Annotated in this window: 21 protein-coding genes and 1 pseudogene; 5 read left to right on the top strand and 17 right to left on the bottom strand. The window is 60.4% G+C overall.

All coding sequences use genetic code 11. The features are described from left to right. Positions 1 to 14: 14 nt before the first annotated feature. From BUA42_RS09570 to BUA42_RS09560, 3 genes are all read right to left on the bottom strand, one after another. Entirely contained in the window at positions 15 to 1,253 is a 1,239-nt protein-coding gene (locus BUA42_RS09570) for a bifunctional folylpolyglutamate synthase/dihydrofolate synthase (RefSeq protein WP_072778373.1), read from the bottom strand. A gap of 35 nt (positions 1,254 to 1,288) precedes the next feature. Then, complete coding sequence (gene accD, locus BUA42_RS09565) at positions 1,289 to 2,227, bottom strand: acetyl-CoA carboxylase, carboxyltransferase subunit beta (protein WP_072777535.1); 939 nt, start codon at positions 2,225 to 2,227, stop codon at positions 1,289 to 1,291. Between the two features lie 66 nt (positions 2,228 to 2,293). Then, entirely contained in the window at positions 2,294 to 3,208 is a 915-nt protein-coding gene (locus tag BUA42_RS09560; protein ID WP_072777534.1) for a DMT family transporter, read from the bottom strand. Positions 3,209 to 3,330: 122 nt separating this feature from the next. Here BUA42_RS09560 and BUA42_RS09555 point away from each other — a divergent pair, with 122 nt between their 5' ends. Further along, entirely contained in the window at positions 3,331 to 3,933 is a 603-nt protein-coding gene (locus BUA42_RS09555; RefSeq protein ID WP_072777533.1) for a transglutaminase-like cysteine peptidase, read from the top strand. An 18-nt stretch (positions 3,934 to 3,951) separates the two neighbouring features. Here the strand turns inward: BUA42_RS09555 and BUA42_RS09550 are convergent, their stop codons facing one another. Continuing rightward, a complete protein-coding gene (locus BUA42_RS09550; protein ID WP_072777532.1) occupies positions 3,952 to 5,028 on the bottom strand; it encodes a site-2 protease family protein in 1,077 nt (358 codons plus the stop codon). A 175-nt stretch (positions 5,029 to 5,203) separates the two neighbouring features. Here BUA42_RS09550 and BUA42_RS09545 point away from each other — a divergent pair, with 175 nt between their 5' ends. Then, on the top strand, positions 5,204 to 6,034 hold the full coding sequence (locus BUA42_RS09545; protein WP_072777531.1) for a class I SAM-dependent methyltransferase: 831 nt from the start codon (positions 5,204 to 5,206) through the stop codon (positions 6,032 to 6,034). 64 nt (positions 6,035 to 6,098) lie between these two features. On the opposite strand, the gene BUA42_RS09540 is transcribed toward BUA42_RS09545, so the two are convergent. From BUA42_RS09540 to BUA42_RS09490, 11 genes and pseudogenes are all read right to left on the bottom strand, one after another. Next, positions 6,099 to 7,142, bottom strand: coding sequence for a Hint domain-containing protein (locus BUA42_RS09540; protein ID WP_072777530.1), 1,044 nt, complete (start codon positions 7,140 to 7,142; stop codon positions 6,099 to 6,101). A 24-nt stretch (positions 7,143 to 7,166) separates the two neighbouring features. After that, positions 7,167 to 7,544: pseudogene (locus tag BUA42_RS09535) on the bottom strand (YnfA family protein). Between the two features lie 111 nt (positions 7,545 to 7,655). Then, complete coding sequence (locus tag BUA42_RS09530) at positions 7,656 to 8,033, bottom strand: hypothetical protein (RefSeq protein ID WP_072777529.1); 378 nt, start codon at positions 8,031 to 8,033, stop codon at positions 7,656 to 7,658. Between the two features lie 10 nt (positions 8,034 to 8,043). Continuing rightward, positions 8,044 to 8,817, bottom strand: a complete 774-nt coding sequence (locus BUA42_RS09525; protein WP_178346887.1) for a DUF6478 family protein — start codon at positions 8,815 to 8,817, stop codon at positions 8,044 to 8,046. Positions 8,818 to 8,871: 54 nt separating this feature from the next. After that, complete coding sequence (locus tag BUA42_RS09520) at positions 8,872 to 9,558, bottom strand: hypothetical protein (RefSeq protein WP_072777528.1); 687 nt, start codon at positions 9,556 to 9,558, stop codon at positions 8,872 to 8,874. Beyond that, positions 9,555 to 11,318, bottom strand: coding sequence for a dihydroxy-acid dehydratase (gene ilvD / locus BUA42_RS09515; RefSeq protein ID WP_072777527.1), 1,764 nt, complete (start codon positions 11,316 to 11,318; stop codon positions 9,555 to 9,557). The genes BUA42_RS09520 and ilvD overlap by 4 nt, the downstream gene beginning before the upstream one ends. Before the next feature lie 134 nt (positions 11,319 to 11,452). Next, the gene (locus BUA42_RS09510; RefSeq protein WP_072777526.1) at positions 11,453 to 12,775 is read right to left on the bottom strand and encodes an NAD(P)/FAD-dependent oxidoreductase; all 1,323 of its coding nucleotides are present in this window, start codon (positions 12,773 to 12,775) and stop codon (positions 11,453 to 11,455) included. Continuing rightward, complete coding sequence (locus BUA42_RS09505) at positions 12,772 to 13,590, bottom strand: ABC transporter permease (protein WP_072777525.1); 819 nt, start codon at positions 13,588 to 13,590, stop codon at positions 12,772 to 12,774. The genes BUA42_RS09510 and BUA42_RS09505 overlap by 4 nt, the downstream gene beginning before the upstream one ends. 106 nt (positions 13,591 to 13,696) lie before the next feature. After that, positions 13,697 to 14,587 (bottom strand): ABC transporter permease subunit, encoded by an 891-nt coding sequence (locus tag BUA42_RS09500; protein WP_072777524.1) that lies wholly within the window; start codon positions 14,585 to 14,587, stop codon positions 13,697 to 13,699. A gap of 3 nt (positions 14,588 to 14,590) precedes the next feature. Then, positions 14,591 to 15,715, bottom strand: a complete 1,125-nt coding sequence (locus tag BUA42_RS09495) for an ABC transporter ATP-binding protein (protein WP_072777523.1) — start codon at positions 15,713 to 15,715, stop codon at positions 14,591 to 14,593. Between the two features lie 59 nt (positions 15,716 to 15,774). Then, positions 15,775 to 16,860: a polyamine ABC transporter substrate-binding protein gene (locus BUA42_RS09490; RefSeq protein ID WP_072777522.1), complete on the bottom strand. Its 1,086-nt coding sequence runs from the start codon at positions 16,858 to 16,860 to the stop codon at positions 15,775 to 15,777. A gap of 183 nt (positions 16,861 to 17,043) precedes the next feature. On the opposite strand from BUA42_RS09490, the gene BUA42_RS09485 reads away from it, so the two are divergent. Together BUA42_RS09485 and BUA42_RS09480 are read left to right on the top strand one after the other, a co-directional pair. Beyond that, positions 17,044 to 17,718 carry a GntR family transcriptional regulator gene (locus BUA42_RS09485; protein WP_072778369.1) on the top strand — a complete coding sequence of 225 codons (675 nt, stop codon included), beginning with the start codon at positions 17,044 to 17,046 and terminating at the stop codon, positions 17,716 to 17,718. Between the two features lie 55 nt (positions 17,719 to 17,773). Continuing rightward, the gene (locus BUA42_RS09480) at positions 17,774 to 19,159 is read left to right on the top strand and encodes an aspartate aminotransferase family protein (protein ID WP_072777521.1); all 1,386 of its coding nucleotides are present in this window, start codon (positions 17,774 to 17,776) and stop codon (positions 19,157 to 19,159) included. 7 nt (positions 19,160 to 19,166) lie between these two features. On the opposite strand, the gene BUA42_RS09475 is transcribed toward BUA42_RS09480, so the two are convergent. Next, positions 19,167 to 19,385, bottom strand: coding sequence for a hypothetical protein (locus tag BUA42_RS09475; protein ID WP_072777520.1), 219 nt, complete (start codon positions 19,383 to 19,385; stop codon positions 19,167 to 19,169). Positions 19,386 to 19,396: 11 nt separating this feature from the next. Next, positions 19,397 to 20,293, bottom strand: a complete 897-nt coding sequence (locus BUA42_RS09470; protein WP_245819006.1) for a S8 family peptidase — start codon at positions 20,291 to 20,293, stop codon at positions 19,397 to 19,399. Between BUA42_RS09470 and BUA42_RS21320 the strand changes: the two genes are divergently transcribed. After that, the coding region (locus BUA42_RS21320; protein WP_218588629.1) for a hypothetical protein at positions 20,246 to 20,489 on the top strand (244 nt) is incomplete at its 3' end. The two genes, BUA42_RS09470 and BUA42_RS21320, sit on opposite strands and share 48 nt — an antisense overlap.

Here is a 20,489-nt window from a genome sequence, read left to right as displayed (position 1 = left end):
CGTTCTAGGCTGTCTCAGGTGATCGTGCGCAACACATGTCCCGCGAGATACAGCGATCCGCAAATCAATACGCGCGCTTGCGGAGCAGTGACCGCGATATCGCGCAAGGCGTCTTCCACTGTGTCGGCAGTCCCTGCCGTCATGCCGACGTCTGACGCTGCCTTGGCAGTATCGGCTGCGGACAGCGTCGCAGTCTCTCCCGGGATCGACACGGCGATCAGCCCGTCCGCGGTTTCGGCCAATGGCGCGAGGTAGCCGCGCACATCCTTGGTGTTCAGCATTCCGCAGATCAGGACGGTCGGCCGCTTGGGCAGTGACTTGAGGTGTTTGGCCAGCGCCTGACCGGCGGCCGGATTGTGGCCACCGTCCAGCCAGAGATCCGCATCCGGGGCCAGCGCGTTGAGCGATGTGTTCTGTAGGTGCTGCATGCGGGCGGGCCATTCTGCGCGCGTAACCGCCCCGTCGAAGGCGGTCTCTGGCATGGCGAGGTGCCGGAGCGCGGCCAACGCCATGCCCGCGTTCTCGATCTGATGCGCCCCGGGAAGGTTCGGCAGGTCCAAATCCAGCAGGCCGAAATCGTCCTGATAGATAAGGCGCCCACGCTCTTCGCCGACATGCCACTGCTGCCCATACGCCAGAAGTGGAGCGCCCAGGCGGGCGGCGCGGTCTTCGATGACATCCAGCGCGTCGGGCTGCTGCGCCCCGACAATGCAGGGCACACCGCGTTTGATGATCCCTGCCTTTTCGCCGGCGATCTTGGCAATCGTATCGCCGAGGTACGATTCATGATCCATCGACACGGGCGTGATGACGGTCAGGGCTGGGGTCTCAATGACATTGGTGGCATCCAACCGTCCGCCCAGACCGACCTCGAGCAGTGTGTAGTCCGCCGGTGTTCTTGCGAAGGCCAGAAGCGCGGCGCAGGTGGTGATTTCGAAATAGGTGATGTTGGCACCGTCATTGGCGGCGTAGCATTCGTCCAGGACCTCGGTCAGGTGCGCTTCTGTAATGAGCGTGCCTGCAAGCCGGATGCGTTCGTGAAACCGAGCAAGGTGCGGAGAAGTGTAGGCGTGAACGCTGTGACCCGCCGCTTCCAGTCCGGCGCGGATCATGGCCTGGGTCGATCCCTTGCCGTTGGTGCCGGCGATGTGGATGACGGGTGGCAACTGTTTCTCGGGGTGGTCCAGTGCGGCAAGCAAGTTCCACACGCGGTCGAGCGTCAGATCGATGATCTTGGGATGAAGCGCCATCATCCGGTTCAGGATGACGTCGGAACCAACGGTTTTGGTCACGCTGTCTTGTCTGCCTCCGGTTGTTCGGGCGTCGCAGGTGCCGTATCCGTCGGGCCCGGAGCAGGCAGGTCACCGGCCACGGGTGGCGGCAGGTGCATCAGCATGCGCACGATTGACACAAGTTCCTCGCGCATCTTGCGGCGGTCGGTGACTCGGTCGAGCATCCCGTGTTCGAGCAGGTATTCCGCGCGCTGGAAGCCTTCGGGCAGCTTTTCACGGATCGTCTGTTCGATCACGCGTGGCCCAGCGAAACAGATCAGCGCGCCGGGTTCGGCGATCTGAATGTCGCCCAGCATCGCGTAGGACGCGGTGACGCCACCGGTGGTCGGATGGGTCAGGACCACGATATAGGGCAGCCCGGCTTCCTTGAGCATTTGCACGGCGACGGTGGTGCGGGGCATCTGCATGAGGCTCAGGATGCCCTCCTGCATCCGCGCGCCGCCAGCGGCAGAGAATAGGATGAGCGGGCGTTTGAGCTCAATCGCCTTTTGCGCCGCTGCGATGATCGCGTTACCGACATACATCCCCATGGACCCGGCCATGAAGCCGAAATCCTGAGCGGCGGCGACCACTGGCGTGCGGCCGATCTCACCCGTTGCAACCAGCATCGCCTCTTTCTGTCCGGTGGCTTTCTGCGCGCCTTTCAGGCGGTCTGGGTATTTCTTCTGATCTCGGAAATGCAGCGGGTCGGCGACTGGTTCGGGGACGTCTACCTCGGAGAAGATGCCACCGTCGAACAGCCCGTGAAACCGTTCTCTCGGTGTGATCACCATGTGGTGTCCACAGTTCGAGCAGACGTTCAGATTGTCCGACATCTCGCGATGGAAGAGCATCGTGCCGCATTCATCGCATTTGACCCAGAGGTTCTCCGGGATCTCGCGGCGGGAAAAGATCGAGTTGATCCGGGGACGGACGTAGTTGGTGATCCAGTTCATGCAGTGCGGCTCCCGTCACCCTGTCTTGACTGCTCGTGATCTAAGCCTGACCAGCGGGAAATGCAATCAGCCCTGCGGTGTGAGGTTTGACCGCGCGGGTCCACGTTTCATGCCCAACTGGCGTTCGCGCCAGATGATGAGCACACCGGCGGCGATGATGACCACAGAGCCGATAACCGTCTGCGACGTGGGGATTTCATCGAAAATCGTATAGCCGATCACGAGTGCGAAAAGGATCGATGCGTAGTCGAAAGGCGCGAGGAACGCGGCTTCGGCGTGGCGGTAACTAGAGGTCAGAAGGATTTGCGCCACCCCACCGACGAGCCCTGCACCGACGAGTTGGGCCGCGGTAACGGGGTCAGGTACGACCCATCCAAAGGGTGCGGTCAGCAGCGCAAAGCAGGATGCGGTCACGGCGAAGTAGAATACCACGGCAGAGGTGGTTTCATGCTGGACCAGCTTGCGAATGTGCACATGTGCCAGCGCGCGCAGCGTCGCCGAGGCCAGCACCAGCCCCACGCCCCAGCGTGCCGCGGTTCCTAGGTCTTCGTTCCCGAGTTGCGGCAACATCACGATCACCACGCCGACAAGCCCCATGATGACAGCGGAAATCCGGATCAGCCGGATGCGTTCGCCCAGCAGGATCGCGGCAAAAATCACGGTCAGGATCGGCGCGGCGTACCCAAGAACGGTGACTTCGGGCAGTGGCAAAAGCCCAAGCGCCGCAAAGCCGCAGCCCATCGCGCTGACCCCGAACATGCCGCGCCACAGATGACCCATGGGGTTTCTGGTCCGCAGACCCGTCGCCAGTTCGTGCCGAAGGGCAAGCCAGCCGAGGATTACGGGAAGGGCAAAGAATGACCGGAAGAAAACTGCCTCGCCCGGCGGTACCACATCCGCGCTGGCCTTGATCAGCGACGCCATGATGACGAAAAGCAAGACAGCGCTGAGCTTCAGCACCATGCCGCGCACAGGGGACATAGGTTCTCCGGGTCAGGATTGCCGCAACACTGCCCCTGCCATCACCGAACGTCAATCCGCGTCGCCGGCGATGCGAAGGCGCGACGGGTATCCCTGAACAGGGTTCCGTGCGATGCTGGTCGATGAAAGGCAACGAAATGACTGCGCGAACGCGTTCATTGCAGATGGTTTTGGCGGCGGGCGTGGTCTGCCTTGGATCGGTGGCACAGTCAGACGCGCCGCGATGCATGTCGATGCGGTTCTTGCCGATTGCCGGTGTGGAAACCGCGCCGGGGCCTTACCAGACGTTTTGCGACAAGGTGCCTGACGCCTGTGTCCTTGATGGCGAGGACGTCATCGAGTGGACCGATGCCCTTTACGACAGCTTGTCCGCGATCAACGCGGAGGTGAATCGCGAGATCAGATTTGTTCCCGATCAAGAGCGGCTAGGCGTTGAGGAGCGCTGGGATTTTCCTGTCGAGGGCGTTGGAGACTGCGAGGACTTCGTTCTCGAGAAACGGCGCCGATTGATCGATCTAGGTGTGCCCAGTGCTGCGCTGACCTGCGGAATTGCCGTGCATCAGGTGCAGCTTTTCCCGCATGCTGTTTTGCTGGTCGAAACAAGCATTGGCACGTTTGTGCTCGATAACCTCGAAGATGAGGTCATGTGTTGGGACGCGCTGCCCTACCTGTATCTGCTCAGAGAGCGGACTGACGGTCTGTGGGACCGGTTCCAGTTGCAGTAGCCCTGTCTCCCGGTGTGCTTATTTCCGTTTGTAAAGGATCGCCCATTCGCCAACGTTTTCGCGGGTGACGTATCCAAGGAAATTCCCGGCCTTGTCCGTGACGGCGACCGCCGGAACATGGGCGTGCTGGAGCGCATCAAGCACATCTTCCATCGGCGCCTGGAGCGCGACTGAGGGGATGTCGGTGATCATCGCGGCGGAGACTGACATCGACATCTGGTCCGCCAAAGCGCGGCTTGAGATCTCGGCCTTGGTGAGAAAACCGGCAAGCGTGCCGTCCGGAGTGATCACGGGAAACTCTGCCTGTGTTGTGCGCAAGAGCGCCGTGGCGGCCGATTGCAAGGACGCGCTGGGGGGCAGCGCCTCATAAGACGTGATCATCACGTCACGGGCAACGTAACCCCGCGCGAGATCGTGAAGCTCTACATCCGAGCTTTCTGCAATCGCCGCCATGAAGACAAAGATCGCGATGAGGATGAGGAGCGGATTGCCGGTGGTCAGGCCCAGGAACCCGAAGAGAAAGGCGATGCCCTGTCCGGCAAGCGCGGCATACCGTGTCGCCCTGACGCGTCCGAGCGAGATTGCGAGTGTCGCACGCAAAACCCGCCCGCCATCCATGGGAAAGGCCGGGATCATGTTGAAGACCACCAGGAACAGGTTCACCGCAGCGAGGCGCGCGAAGAAACCGCTGCCCGGTTCTTCGATCTCGCCCAGCGCGGCAAGGTTCGTCTCGACGCCCAAAAGGATAGTGAGAAAAGCCCAGATCACGACATTCACCGCCGGACCTGCAAGTGCGACCGCGATTTCCTGCGATGGCTTTTCCGGGATCCGTTCCAGCCGCGCCATCCCGCCGATGGGCAGAAGCGTGATGTCCGGGGTGCGTATGCCAAAGCGCCGGGCCATCAGAGCGTGACCGAACTCGTGCGCGACGACGCAGGCAAACAGCGCCAACACGAAGGCAATGTTCACCACCGCATCGGCGGGACCGCCTGACAGCCAGGCGGCCGTGCCGATCCAGGCCAACAAAAGGAAAAACGTCGCGTGGACGCGCAATTCGGAGCCGAAGAGGTGGCCGAGGGAATAAGACCAGGACATCCTGTGAAGCTATGTGCAGGACGCCCCTTTGAACAGGGGCAGATGGTCACTGCTTCGATTGAGGCTAATGAGTCGAACATGCGTCTGGCGCGTTGCCGAAGTGCGTCAAAGCGGAACAACAATGACTTCTCCGTGGCTTTGATGTACTCTTCTAGCTCCGCCCAAGGGATTTGCCATGACCAACCTGCAAGACATCGCGGAACACTATCATTCTGGCCATTTGCTCAAACGTATCTCGGATGGATGCGCCGCGCTGGATTTGACACCACCATTGTCACCCGACGCTTTGGCGCCCGTCGATGAATTTCATATCGGCGGACGACGTGCGACCGTACCGTTTGTGCAGGCTCTTCAGTTGCGCGAGGGCGATCAGGTGCTCGACCTTGGTAGCGGACTTGGGGGACCGGCGCGCTTTGTTGCGTCCACCACCGGTGCGCACGTCACAGGTATCGATCTGACACCGGAATTCGTCGAAACCGCCCGAGTGTTGACGGAGTGGGCGGGATTGACGGACCGCGTACGGTTTCTTGAGGGCAGTGTGCTTGATCTGCCGCTCGATACGGCATCGATTGACGCGGCATACATGATCCATGTCGGCATGAATATTGCCGACAAAACGGCCTTGGCGACCGAAGTGCGGCGGGTTCTGAAGCCAAACGGGAGTTTTGCAATTTACGACGTTATGCAGGTTCGGGATGGGCAGATGGACTTCCCGGTTCCTTGGGCGGCGAGGCCGGAGCTTAGCGCACTGGCTTCACCGGAAACGTATGAAGCCGCATTGAAATCAGTCGGGTTCGACATCGTGGATCGCATCGACCGAACGGCGTTCGCAAAGCAGTTTTTCGCGGACCTCGCCACGGCACAAAAGCAGGCTGACGGCCCTCCACCCCTTGGGCTTCATCTTGTCATGGGGGCGGACACGGCGGTCAAAGTGCGGCACATGGTCAAGAACGTGGAGACTGGCCTGATCGCGCCCATAGAGCTTCATGCGCGGATGGGTGGGTAGGTTCATCTGTCTTGCGTGGTGCCTGCGGTTGTGAGCCGCTCAATCCCGCCACGAACGCGTTTGCCTAAAGCGCAGGGGCGGCATCCCGAACACGTTGAGTCTGTCCCAGTTTCGCCCCGAACTCGCGTGCGGTTTGGTTCTTGAGGATCGCACGGGCGGGGCGCATTTCGGTCATGCAGAACTCAGGTGGGACGCCAATGATCACGTCGGCCTCGCGCAGCGTCAGTCCTTTGCTGTACGCGGTGAGCAACAGGGTCTCTGTCGCCAGACCGTTTGACAGAACCAGATTATGCGCCTCGGTAAGGATGTGGAAATACGTGATGCCTGCCATCGGGCACTGTTCCTCAATTCCCGGTAGCGCCGTAAGCGTATGCACGGAGGCAAGCGCGCCACCGGGGTCGATAGTGACACCCGCCAGGTCCGGATCGTTCAACAGGACGCGGTGCTGGCGAGAGAACCTGGTGTCGGTCGACGGGCGTCCGGGCCCAAAGCTATGCGCGCGGACGAGAAAGGGCCGTAGTCCCCGTTGGTGCCGCATTTCGCGCCAGCTCACCCAGCGTTGACCGATCCAGAGGATCGGTTGTGCCCCGCGGTCCAGCGTTGTCACCATGTCGCCGCTGCGAAGCGTTTCGATCCGCCGGTCACCGGATGGTGTTGAAATGCGTGTCCCCGCCGTGAAACACGCCACGCCCGTCGTCGACAGTTCGGAGTAATCCGTTGTGTTCGGGTTTGTCACGCTGGTGACGGTGTACTGGACGCCAAGCTGGGGCGCCGGATCGTGGAAGATGTAGTAATACGAATTCGTCGCGGCGATGAAAATTTCGGTCATGAAGAAAGTATTCGTGCCGTCCGTCAGCGTGATCTCATCGCGAGGCTGTACTTGACCGGACGTCTCGACCGCGCCGAATTCGTCATAAACCACAGCGGTCTGATTGCCGTCTTCATCATCCCGGTCGTCGGTGCCATCCTGCAGCCGCGTGTCGTCATCGGTAATCTGGATCAGATGGTCGGCGGGTTGCGTGAAGGTGATCGTGTCCCCGTTCGAGACCGTCCCGCCGGGCCAGGTGATTTGATCGTCGTCATATCCGGGGTAATCGTAAGTCGCCATGCCACCGGCTTAACGCGGCAATTGTTACTTTTCTTTGAAATTGAATGGGCAAAACTGTGCCGAGCCGTGAGGCATTTCCACGGCGCGTGGCGCGAGCAGGATGACGGCGGCTCCCGCCAGGCACATGATCCCACCTAACGTATCCCAAGTGTCAGGACGCTAACTCTCGACAAGGCGCAACCCCAGAAGTGATGCCGCGATATCGACGCCGCCGTAAGCCGCAAACGCCCGTCCCGCCAGTTCCGCGGAGCTTGGCGTCAGGAGCCATGCGCACAGCCCAAAAAGTGCCATGCCCGACAGTAGCCAAAGCGGCGAGTGGCCCAGACTGTACCAAGCTCATAACGCGAAGGACCCTGCGATTTCGGCGAAAGCGGCTATAAAACAGATCGGGAAGGTCGCCATCTGCAGCGCAGGTCTCCGCCAGTTTTTGCTGTTGCGCCACGTTACCGTACTCTTCGCAGTCAGCGCAGGATGCCGTCCCGGGACATGACGAAGTGTGCGCAGCGAGTCCTGTTACGCCGTTTCGCGACAGTGACGCCGGAAGGACCGTTTGAGCATATCCAGCTCTGCCCGCAGAAGCGAGATTTCCGCACGGATATCTTCGCCCGCCGCATCGCCTGCGATGATCGAAAAATCACCCAAAGGCTGACCGATGGCGGCCTCTGAGATGACGAAGGTATGGACACCATCTGCGATCATGTTTGCCGGGACCGGAACTTTCAAAAGCCAGGACGCCGGGTCTTCGAGCGGTTCTATCACGACGTCCGGTACGGGCACGTCGTGGACCCGAACGTCCACCTGAGGCTTGGGCGCATCGTCGGCATCTCCGGCGATCACGCCTTCCCAGACACCTTCGAAGAAACGGGATTTCGACAGGGAATAGGCCGTCATGACGATCTCCTCAAAGCTCGGCCCGCGGGCGGCGGCTGAAATACAGGTCGCGCAGGATAACCTGGCTCATCTCCGGGTTCTCGAAGATGAGGTCGATCCAGATCTTCTCGACCCGCTTTTCATTCAGCTTGGTGTAGGCAAGGTCAAACTCCACAACGAGATCGCGATCCGTCAGCGGGAGTTCCCGCACAATCTGCTCGGTGTTGGGCCCATGCTGGACATTGAGCCTCGCGAAGATCTCGAGCGGGCGCTCAAGTTCGACAATCGCGTCCATGCGGATCAGGTGTTTCCGTTTCAATTCATGCGTCGCGTCGACAGGCAGGTCGATGACGAGCGACAGGTAGGACCCGTCGAACCGGAACACATCGAGCCGCAATCCGAACGGCGCAAGATCGCGCTCACTGGTGTTCCGCAGTTGACGAAGTGTCAGTTCCGATTTCGCGCAGTCGTGGAACAAGGTGACTTCACGGCCCAGCATGGATTTGCTTTCGACCGAGGAAATCCCTTTGACCGGTAGCGGGCCGCACCACAGCTCGGGTCGCCAGGACCAATCGGCGTCGTAAGGCACCGGCACCGCCTGATTGCCGATGACCGGCAGGGCGAGACGGTTGTCCGCAACGTGGATCAATTCATCGAGGTGATATTTCAGTTGCCGCGCCGACGCCCTGTTGCGACGCAATTCGCGCAAGGGGGCCGTACTGGCGGTTTCGGCCCACCGTCTGAACCGACGCAGGGCCGATTGCTCGATCACGCGATCAAGCAGTCCGGGTTTCATCTCCGACATCAGCTGCTCGCTTTTCCATGTGTCGCTCCGATCCTTGATGATCGGTTATAGCCCTTATTGCAGATCACCGCGTCCAAATAAACGACCAAGTCCCGCCGTAATGGGATCTGGTGTAGTCTGCGACTGTTCTGCACTTTGTTCTGCCGGTGCGGAATTAGCGCGGATACGTGAAGAAACGGTGTTCAGAAACGCGGCTCCCTGGGCACCCACAAGCGGGCTGCCCTGAGGGGCATAGAGCGCAAGACCGATCATGTGAGGGCCTAGTGTGAATGCGCCGCGCCAGTGCCGTGGGTCGCTCCCCTGAAACGCCGTTTCGCCGCCAGACGCCATTCGGCCCGCGATGATTGCGCTCATCTCGCGGTTGGACAGAAGTTCGGTTCCCAACGCGCGGGCAAGATCCGACGGTTCAGGAGCCGGCCCTGTCGCACGGCTCACGGTCACCGTGACCAACACGGGTTCGACAATGGGTCCGGTTTCACCACCCGACAGGATGTTGCAGCTCGCCACCGCCGCAAAGCCGCCGACGCGTGTCGCGCGCAGTGTACTGGCATCGACGCAGTACCCGTCAGGTCCGGAGACCACGATAGCGCCACCCGCGAGCTGTGCACTAGCTGCGGCGAAATTGGCGGGATCGGTTGATGCATCGAGAAACGACAGGCTGCCGCCAGTGCCGGTTGCATCGCACCCGGCGAGAAGGGCCGCGCCGGCAAGCGTAGCCCAGAGTTTCGTCTTGCGGATCACAGGTCCGAATACTGGTGCTTTTCACCTTCGGCACCCGGATGGGTGACCGCGCCCTTGTAGGTCGGTCCGACGAGCTTTGCGAATTTCCAGATCGCACCGGAGGTGTAGATCGTCTCGCGCGGACCGGACCAATCGGCCTTGCGTTGGGCCAATTCCGCATCCGACAGATCGACCGACAGAACCCCGTCAACCGCGTTGATGGTGATCATGTCGCCGTCTTTCAAAAGCGCAATCGGGCCACCCTGCGCCGCTTCCGGGCCGACGTGACCCACGCAGAAGCCCCGGGTCGCGCCCGAGAACCGGCCATCGGTGATCAGCGCCACTTTCTTGCCCATGCCCTGACCGGACAGGGCTGCTGTGGTTGACAACATCTCGCGCATCCCCGGACCGCCTGCGGGCCCCTCGTTGCGGATGACAATGACCTCGCCTTCCTTGTAGGCGCGCGCCTTGACGGCGGCAAAGGCGTCTTCCTCGCATTCGAAAACGCGGGCAGGGCCGGTAAAGACCTGGCCCTCTGCCGGGATGCCCGCGACTTTCACGATGGCCCCTTCAGGGGCAAGGTTGCCCTTGAGTCCGACAACGCCGCCGGTCTTGGTGATCGGGTTTTCAATCGGGTAGATGACCTTGCCATCCGCCGTGCGTTCGATCAGGTCCAGTTCCTCGCCGATGGTGCGGGTCGAGGCTGTGATGCAATCCTCGTGGATGAGGCCAGCTTTGCGCAGTTCCTTCATTACCACCGGAATGCCACCCGCATCGTAGAGATCCTTTGCGACATAAGTGCCGCCCGGCTTCAGATCGACGAAATAAGGCGTGTCGCGGAAGATCTCGCAGACATCATCCAGAAAGAAGTCGATCCCCGCCTCATGGGCAATCGCGGGCAAGTGTAGGCCGGCGTTGGTGGATCCGCCGGTGCAGGCCACCACACGCGCTGCATTCTCGAGCGCCTTGCGCGTCACCACATCGCGCGCCTTGATGTTCTGTTCGATCAAATCCATCACCGCGCGTCCCGACGCCTCACCGTAGGCATCGCGGGACTCGTAGGGCGCTGGCATCCCGGACGAATTGAAAAGCGCCAGTCCAATCGCTTCCGACACGCAGGCCATGGTGTTCGCGGTGAACTGGCCGCCGCAGGCGCCGGCCGAGGGGCAGGCGACGCGTTCCAGCATGTCGAGCGCCTTGTCCGACATTTCGTTATTCTGGTGACGGCCGACCGCTTCGAACATGTCCTGCACGGTCAGGTCACGGCTCCGGAAATCCTCGGGGATCTCGTCGACCTGTGGAGCGCGGCCCGGCAGGATCGACCCGCCGTAAATGAACACTGACGGCACGTTGAGGCGCACCATGGCCATCATCATGCCGGGCAGGGATTTGTCACACCCCGCAAGGCCGACAACCGCGTCATAGGAGTGGCCGCGCATTGTCAGTTCGACGGTGTCGGCAATCGCTTCGCGCGAGGCGAGGGAGGAACGCATGCCTTCGTGGCCCATGGCGATGCCATCGGTCACGGTGATGGTGGTGAATTCGCGCGGCGTGCCGAAGGCTTGTTTTACGCCCATCTTCACGGCCTGTGCCTGACGGTTCAACGCGATATTACACGGGGCGGCCTCGTTCCAGCAGGTGGCGACACCGACCAGAGGCTGATGGATTTCTTCCTCGGTCATCCCCATTGCATAGTAGTAGGACCGGTGCGGCGCGCGCTCGGGCCCTTCGGTCACATGGCGGCTGGGCAGTTTCGACTTGTCGAATGGACGCTTGAGCATGACCGCTCCTCCCTGAATTCTTTGTTGGAAATGCAATAGCGAAGGGGGATGCACGGCACAAGCGGAAGCCAATTCGAATTGGCTTTTGCATGCGGTTTCGAAACCGCATTTCCGCCGGCACGAAAAAACCAGTGTCAGCGGTCGAACAGCGCCGCCACCGCATAGGCCGGGGCCGGCAACACCCGCCGCTTGGACCCCAACGGGAACCGCCTGGGCGGCAGGCTCAGAAAGTCAGGAAACGGGCCGGTAGGAGCGCGGCCCATGACAAGATCAGCCAACCGTGCGCCCGCATAGCTTCCCATGGCTACGCCATTGCCGTGATAGCCGAAGGCTGCAAAAACGCCCGGCATGTCCGGTACAGGCCCTGCGAAGGGGGTCAATCGGCGCGTCAGGCAGAGCAGTCCGGACCATTCGTGGTTGATGTCTACATCGCGCCAGGCCGGGAACAACCGCGCGAAATCCGCGCGGATTTTGCGCGCAAGCTGCGCTTCCGCCGTGGGCGTCGCGCGCAAGCCGCCGCGCATGCCGAACAGGAAGCGGCCATCCGGCATCAGGCGAAAATAGTGTAAAAGGATGCGGCTATCGTAACACATCTGCAGACTGGTCCAGCCCTGTGCGACTTGTTCCTCGGCTGTGATGGGGCGGGTGACGATGATCGTCGATTGCACGGGCAGATACCGCCCGCGGAGCCAGTCGGGCACGTCTTCCGATGAATACCCGTTCGTTGCGAGAATGACCTTCTGTGCGCGGACGCTGCCCGATGGCGTATCGACGCGCCATGCCTCGCCGTCGCGGTTGATCGCGATTGCGGGTGTCTGGCCGAAGACCTGCGAGTTGGCGTCTTGCACGGCGCGCAACAGACCCGCGTGGTATTTTCCGGGGTTCAGCGCAAACCCGATCGGCAGGGTCATCCCGCCATGGAAATCTCCGTTCAAACCGCGCTGGCGCAGTTCTGCGCGGTCAAAGACCTCCGCCGCAACGCCGTAGGTTTGTTCGGCCTCTTGCGCCGCTTGCCGCACCCCAAGCATCGCCTTCGGAGAATGGGCGAGCACTGTCTCGCCGTCGGAATGTGTCTCTGCGTCGATACCGTGATCTGAAAGCAGCGCCGCGACATGGTCGACAGCGGCGCGCTCTGCCTTGTGCCACTGCACTCGTTGATCCGTGCCGAACATCTGGCCGATGGTTTTGCCGCTCGCCTTCGAGCCGCCGAGGCAGCAAAAGCCGCCATTGCGCCCCGACGCGCCCCAACCGGGTTGCTCGGTGTCGATTACAGTGGCGTCGATCCCGGCATTGGCCAGCACAAGCGCGGCATTGAGCCCGGTAAACCCGCCACCGATGATCGCGACCTCCGTGCGCCGGTCGCCCGACACACGTGGAAGAGCGGCAGGCGCGGCGCTCTCGCGCCACCAGCACGCGCCGGGTGTCCGGTAAGCCGCATCCTCGTAGATGCGCCTCATGCGGGCCGGTCTGCCATCCGCTCTTCGCGTGCCTGACGCACCGCTGCCTGTTTCGTCACCAGCGAGGCCGTTATGACCCCGACCGTCACGATCCCGATCATGATTGTCGACAGCGCGTTAATCTCGGGACTGACGCCCAGGCGCACCGCAGAGAAGATCTTGATGGGCAGCGTGGTGGCCGACGGCCCGGTGGTAAAGCTCGCGATCACGAGATCATCGAGCGACAGCGTGAAGGCCAGAAGCCAGCCAGAGATCACCGCGGGCGCGATGATCGGCAGGGTCACCAGCCGGAAGGCCTCGAACGGGGAACAGCCGAGGTCCAGGGCAGCTTCCTCTAGCGATTGGTCGAAGGTCGTCAGTCGCGAAGACACCACCACCGAGACGTAGCACATTGAAAAGGTCGTATGCGCCAAAACGATCGTCAAAACGCCCCGATCAAGACCAATCCCGATGAAGAGCAAAAGCAAGGAGAGGCCGGTGATCACCTCGGGCATGACCAGCGGCGCATAGATCATGCCGGAAAAGAGCGTGCGGCCGGAAAAGCGACCTGCGCGGACCAAAACATATGCGCCCATGGTTCCCAGAACCGTCGCGATGGTGGAGGAAATCACCGCCACCTTGATCGTGACCCATGCCGCGTTCAGGAACTCTTCGTTGCGGATCAGCTCTCCGTACCACTGCGTCGAAAACCCGGCCCAGACCGTGACCAGCTTGGAAGCGTTGAAGCTGTAGACCACGAGGATGATCATGGGGATGTAGAGAAACGCGAACCCGAGCGTCAGCGCGGTGGCGTTGAACCACGAGAAGCGTTTCATGCTGGGCGCCTTTCGGTTTCGCCCGCTGTCGCGGTCGACCGGCTGGGGGTTTTACCCCCAGACCCCCAGAGTTTAACGGGCAAGATGAAGGGAGCAGGCTGGTGCATCATCCTTCGGCCTCGCGCTGTTTCTGTTCGTTGCGCTGGAACAGGATGATGGGGATCACGAGGATCAGAAGCAGGATCACCGCCACGGCCGAAGCCACTGGCCAGTCGCGGTTGGAGAAGAACTCCTCCCACAGGACCTTTCCGATCATCAGCGTTTCGGATCCGCCCAGAAGCGAGGGGATCACGAATTCCCCGATCGTCGGGATGAAGACGAGAAAGCACCCCGCGATGATGCCGTTCTTCGACAACGGGATCGTGACCAGCCAGAAGGCGCTGAGCCGCGAGCAGCCAAGATCTTCGGCGGCTTCGAGCAGGCTGTCATCCATCCGTTCCAGCGCCGAGTAGATTGGCAGGATCATGAAGGGCAGGTATGTGTAGACGATGCCGATATACACGGCGGTGTTGGTGTTGAGGATGGTGAGCGGTTCACTGATGACGCCGAGCCACAGCAGGAACTGGTTGAGCAGACCCTCGTTCGACAGGATGCCCATCCAGGCATAGACGCGGATCAAAAAGCTGGTCCAGAAGGGCAGGATCACCAGCATCAGGAGGGTCGGGCGCCATTCCGGCGCGGCGCGCGCCATGGCGTAGGCGATGGGATAGCCCACGAGAAGCGTCAGAACCGTGGAGAGCAGCGCGATCTGAAGTGAGCTCAGATAGGCTTTCCAGTACAGGTCATCGGTCGTCAGAAACCAGAAGTTCTCGAAATCCAGCGCGGCGAAAAATTCGCGAATGGCGACCCAGCCTCCGGTGATGTCGAGCTGGGGCATGTAAGGCGGGCGCGCGAGCGCGACATCCGAGAGCGAGATCTTCAGGACGATCGCAAACGGGATCAGGAACAGCGCAATCAGCCAAAGGTACGGGACCGCGATGAGGGTCAGGCGGCGCATGTGCTAGCGCTCCAACAGGACACCGGCCGTGTCCGTCCAGCTGAGCCATACCGGGTCTTCCCAGGTGATCTGACGCCGCGCGATGCGGCGGGTGTTGGCGGTTTGAGCCTTGATGATATGGCCGGTCGGAAGCTCTACGTGGTAGGTCGAGATATTTCCGAGATAGGCGATATCGAGCACCTTCCCCTGTATCTTGTTCTGGGCATCCGCGGGTTCGTCCGGGCTGATGCCCACCTTCTCGGGACGGATGGCAAAGTGGATTTCCTGTCCGTCGCTGAAGGATTTCGACGTGGTTCCAAGAATGTCCGGCTGGGCTTCCGCCCACAGGACCGCCACCTTGTCGCCCTGAGTTTTGGCGCGTCCCGAGATGATGTTCACGTCGCCGATGAAATCGGCCACGTAGACGCTGTTCGGTGCCTCGTAGATCTGATCGGGCGTGGCCACCTGAACGATGCGGCCTTCGTCCATCACCGCGACGCGCGAGGCGACTGTCATGGCCTCTTCCTGATCATGCGTCACGATCACAAACGTGGTGCCGGTTTTCTCCTGGATGTCCATCAGCTCGAACTGCGTGTCCTGCCGCAGCTTCTTGTCGAGCGCGCCAAGTGGTTCATCCAACAGCAGGAGTTTCGGTGCTTTGGCAAGGGACCGGGCCAACGCCACGCGTTGCCGTTGACCGCCCGAGATCTGATGCGGCTTTCGCTTGGCGAATTTTGCCAGACGCGTCAGTCGCAGCATCTCGTCGACGCGCGCATTGATGGTTTCGCTATCCTTGCCTTCGCGTTTCAGGCCAAAGGCGATGTTGTCCCACACGGTCAGATGCGGGAACAGCGCGTAGCTCTGGAACATCATGTTCACCGCGCGCTTGTTCGGTGGCACGCGGGCCATGTCCTGCCCGGCGATCAGGATCTGGCCTTCGGTTGGCGCATCGAACCCGGCCAGCATCCGCATCATGGTCGTTTTGCCACAGCCGGACGGGCCCAGCAGGGCAAAGAACTCTTTTTCGAAGATGTCCTGGGTCAGATCGTCGATGGCTGTGAAATCCCCGAACCGCTTCGAGACGTTTCTGAACTGGATCAGCGGTTTCTCTTCGGGGTCATTCCACGGTGCGAAAGCACATTGAGTCATAAAACTATCCGTAAAGAAAAACCCACCCCAGGGTGCAGGGTGGGCTTTGTCACATGCGATCAGGTGCCCGACTTTACCTTGGTCCACATGCGGGTGAGGTTGCGCTGCTCACGCGGTGGGAACGGGGTGACGGTGTAGAGGTTTTCCAGCGTCGACTCGTCCGGATAGATCGCCGTGTCGCCGATCACATCTTCGATCAGAAACTCTTTCGACGCTTCATTGCCGTTCGCGTAGTAGACGTAATTGGATGCCTGCGCCATGTTCTGCGCGTCCAGAATGAAGTTGAGGAACACATGCGCTCCCTCGGGGTTCGGCGCGTCAACCGGGATCGCCATCTGGTCGAACCACATTAACGCACCCTCGACCGGCGCGTTGTAGGCGATCTCGACCCCGTTATCGGCCTCGGCCGCGCGATCACGGGCCTGCAGGATGTCGCCGGACCAGCCGAACGCCACGCAGATGTCGCCATTCGCCAGCGCGTTGATGTATTCCGAGCTGTGGAACTTCTGAATGTGCGGACGGACGGCCAGCAGAACCTCTTCCGCCGCCGCCAGCGCTTCCTCGTCCTTGCGGTCCGGGTCAAGCCCGACATAGGACAGCGCCGCCGGGATCATCTCGGTCGGGGCATCCAGGAAATGCACGCCACAATCGGCAAGCTGTTCCATATTCTCGGGATTGAAGACGAGGTCGAGCGATGCGATCGGGGCATCCGCGCCAAGGATCTCGGTGACCTTGCCGACGTTCACACCAATGCCCGTTGTGCCCCACATGTAGTTGATGGAGTATTCGTTGCCTGGATCGTATTGCGCAGTCCGTTCCTGAATGACGTCCCAAAGGTTATCGATGTTGGGCAGCTTCGACTTGTCGAGCGGCTGGAACGCGCCCGCTTGTATCTGACGCTGCAGGAAGGTGCCTGTGGGCACCACGACATCATAGCCGGATCCCCCGGCGAGCATCTTGGTTTCGAGCAATTCGTTGCTGTCGAACACGTCGTAGATCAGCTCGAGCCCGGTTTCCTCTTCGAACTTCGTGAGCAGGTCTTCGTCGATATAGTCAGACCAGTTGTAGACACGCACTTCGTCTGCATGGGCGAGTGAAGCCAGCAGCGCGGCACCTGCGGTCATGGTCAGCAGATGGGTTTTCATGGAAGTCTCCCGTTGAACCCGAAGCACTTGCGGCTTCGTGGTTTCCAATTTGATCAAATGTTGCCTGTCCTGGCAAGTGATGTCATGTTTTCACGGCCCGGAAGAACGTGCAAGATTGCGTGTGAGCGGGGTATCCGAAGCGGTTTGCCCAAGGATGCGGCAAAGTATGAGAGCGAAATGAATATGCGTCCGGCCGTTGAATCAGAATCGGGGCGTGCCGGTCCTCCGGCGCACGAGGTGGTCTATCGCACGTTGCGCGACCAGGTTTTGTTTGGGGAACTGGAGCCGGGACAGCCCGTCACCATACAAGGTTTGACCGAAACGCTTGGCGTAGGCATGACACCGGTGCGTGAAGCGTTGCGGCGGTTGACCGCAGAGGGCGCGCTGGCATTTCTGGGCAATCGGCGAATTGCGGTTCCGGAACTGGCGGTGCAGGACGTTGAGCAATTGCTGGTGGCCCGTCGCGCTATCGAGCCCGAATTGGCACGACGCGCGGTCGCGGTGGTGCAGGACGTTGATATCGCCCAGCTGACCCAGACCGATGGCCGCCTCGACGATGCGATCCGGCGGGGCGACGTCCGGCAATACCTCGTTGAAAACCACCGCTTTCATGCCGAACTCTACGCTTTGGCCAAGGCTCCGATCCTCACCGAAATGGTGGATCGGCTGTGGCTGCGCTTCGGGCCCTCGCTGCGGGTCGTCTGCGGGCAGTTCGGCACCCGCAACCTTCCGGATCGGCACAAGGACATCCTGTCGGCGCTTGCCGGGCGCGATGCTGCAGCCGCTGCAGAGGCGATGGAAGGGGATGTGGTGCAGGGGATGGAGCAGATCCGCGACGGCCTCTCCCGATTCGATTGACTTGGAATAATTTGATCATATTCTGCGGCTGACCCGTTTGAGAGGACATCTCCCCATGGCCGCGATCACCAATCACATGCCCACCGAAGAGTTGCAGGCGCTGGATGCTGCGCACCACATGCACCCGTTTACGCACGGCGCCGGGCTGGCGGCGAAGGGCGCGCGGGTGATCACACGCGCAGAGGGTGTCTGGCTCACCGACAGCGAGGGCAACCGCATCCTCGATGCGATGGCGGGGTTGTGGTGTGTGAACATCGGGTACGGGCGCAAGGAACTGGCGCAAGTGGCGGCGCGGCAGATGGAAGAACTGCCCTATTACAACACCTTCTTCCAGACGACCCACGTGCCCGCGATCGCGCTCTCTCAAAAGCTCGCCGAACTGGCGCCCGATCACATGAACCACGTCTTCTACGCCGGATCGGGGTCCGAGGCGAACGACACCAACCTCCGCCTTGTCCGTACCTATTGGGCCGCGAAAGGCCAGCCCGAAAAGAACATCATCATCTCGCGCTGGAACGCGTATCATGGGTCGTCCGTCGGGTCAGGGAGCCTTGGCGGGATGAAGGGCATGCACATGCAGGGCGGCCTGCCGATCCCCGACATCCACCACATCGACCAGCCCAACTGGTGGGCTGAAGGTGGCGACATGACGCCCGAAGAATTCGGCCTTGAACGCGCGCGCCAACTCGAAACCGCCATCGAAAACCTCGGCCCCGACCGCGTCGCGGCCTTCATCGCCGAACCCGTGCAGGGTGCGGGCGGCGTGATCGTCCCGCCCGAGACCTACTGGCCCGAAATTCAGCGCATCCTGGACAAGTACGGCATCCTGCTGATCGCGGACGAGGTGATCTGCGGCTTCGGGCGCATCGGCAACTGGTTCGGCAGTCAGACCATAGGCATCCGCCCCGACATCATGACCATCGCCAAGGGCCTGTCCTCCGGCTACCAGCCTATCGGCGGCTCGATCCTGTCGGACGAGGTGGCTGAGGTGATCAACTCCGTCGAGTTCAACCACGGCTACACCTATTCCGGCCACCCGGTCGCCTGTGCCGTGGCGTTGGAGAACCTGCGGATATTGGACGAGGAAGGCATCGTCACAAAGGTCCGCGAGGAAACCGCGCCCTATTTGAAGGAAATGTTCGAAACCCTCACCGACCACCCGCTGGTTGGCGAAGCCAAGATCGTCGGCATGATGGGCAGCATCGCCCTCACCCCCGACAAAGCCTCCCGTGCCAAGTTCGAGGCCGACGAAGGCACCGTCGGCCTCATCTGCCGCGAACGCTGCTTCGCCAACAACCTCGTCATGCGCCACGTCGGAGACCGCATGATCATCTCCCCGCCGCTGGTGATCTCCCGCGAGGAGATCGACGTGTTGATTGCAAGGGCGTGGAAGTCGCTGGACGAGTGCCTGGAGCGGTTGAGTGCAGAACGACTGTTGTGAAAATCGTTTAAAAAGGCTTAGCTTTCAACGCGGGAGTAAACACGCAGACATGTCCAATACGCGTTTTCAAACGAATGTAAGCGTCCTGAGAAGCTTCAATGTTAGCAAATCGTCCGCGCCCAAAAATCTTCAGTACCCTCACTTCGTCATCTTTTACCAAATCGCCTAGATTTTGGATCTCGCCTGACGTTGCGGCCTCACTGTTCAAAGCGACTGTGATCTTCATTATATCTCTCTCTAGCACGCTTTGCCGCCCACGTTGCTCATTAATACAGGTATTCCAAGCCCTTGTCGATCCAAGCTCATCCCAAGGTCGACGCACAGTAGTTCAATGTGACTTTTGCGCATATCTCTCTTTGGTCTTCCCCGCAAGTCTGGCTCGAACTTGGTTAGCGACAGACCACATGCTGCCACAGCAGTAACGTAGGGAGCCGCGTAAGAAGTTCCATCGTATTCAACAAAACTTCCATCTTCAAATGTCATCACGACACCGATACCTGGTCCAACCATGTCAAGGCCATCCCCGAATGAGGTATCCTTGAAGTGGTACAGCGTATGCTGATTCAGTGTTCCTGTACAGCCTGCGGAGTCCAGAGCCCAAGCTTCATAGGCTTTAGTCCTAGTTTTCGTTGGTGCCAAGCTTGCCAATCCGATTGCTCCAACACCCACGGCATCGTCAAGCCGTGCTGGTAGGGCCACAGGTGCCGATGGGTCATTACCTGTTGCCGCAACCACGATCACACCGCGCGCGGCAGCATAGTCTAAAGCCTCAGCAAAGAATAATGATGCATCTTCAAATCTTGGATCGTCCGGAAAAACTGTGCACCCACCAGAAATATTGATAATGTCAACATCAAATTCATCGACTAATATTTGGATGGCTGGTGCGATCTTTGAATAATCCCATTCATCTTTCACATCATCATCAGTGACGTCGATTAATGTAACGTTAGCAAGCGGCGCAATGCCTCTTCGTTCTTCGGTCTGACCTCGTTCGCCAATTATTGCGCTCACTCGAAGCCCGTGCGAATTGGTGCCCAGAGTGTCTTCGTTGATTGGCCGACCCTCAATGTCGTACATTTCTACATGTTGAAGGGAAGGGCAGCGCCTTGCAGGGCTGTCAATGACCCCCACTTTGATACCTTCCGCCAGATCATGTTTTTCGAGTGTTCCGAAAGGAAGATTGCGCCACCAAAGCAAGTCGTCTGGTATCGACATCGGCGGACAAAAACATTCGATTTAGGTGAAAAACTCGACCTACTACATCTTGTACTTGACCTGCGTGAGCTTTCTCAACCCGCTGTAATCGCGGTCAAAGGTAGTGTTTTTG

The organism is Marivita hallyeonensis (genome assembly GCF_900129875.1).
In the GTDB taxonomy this organism is placed as follows: Bacteria; Pseudomonadota; Alphaproteobacteria; order Rhodobacterales; family Rhodobacteraceae; genus Marivita; species Marivita hallyeonensis.
The sequence above is the reverse complement of the archived record's forward strand: the minus strand, read 5'-3'. Positions and strand labels throughout refer to the sequence as shown.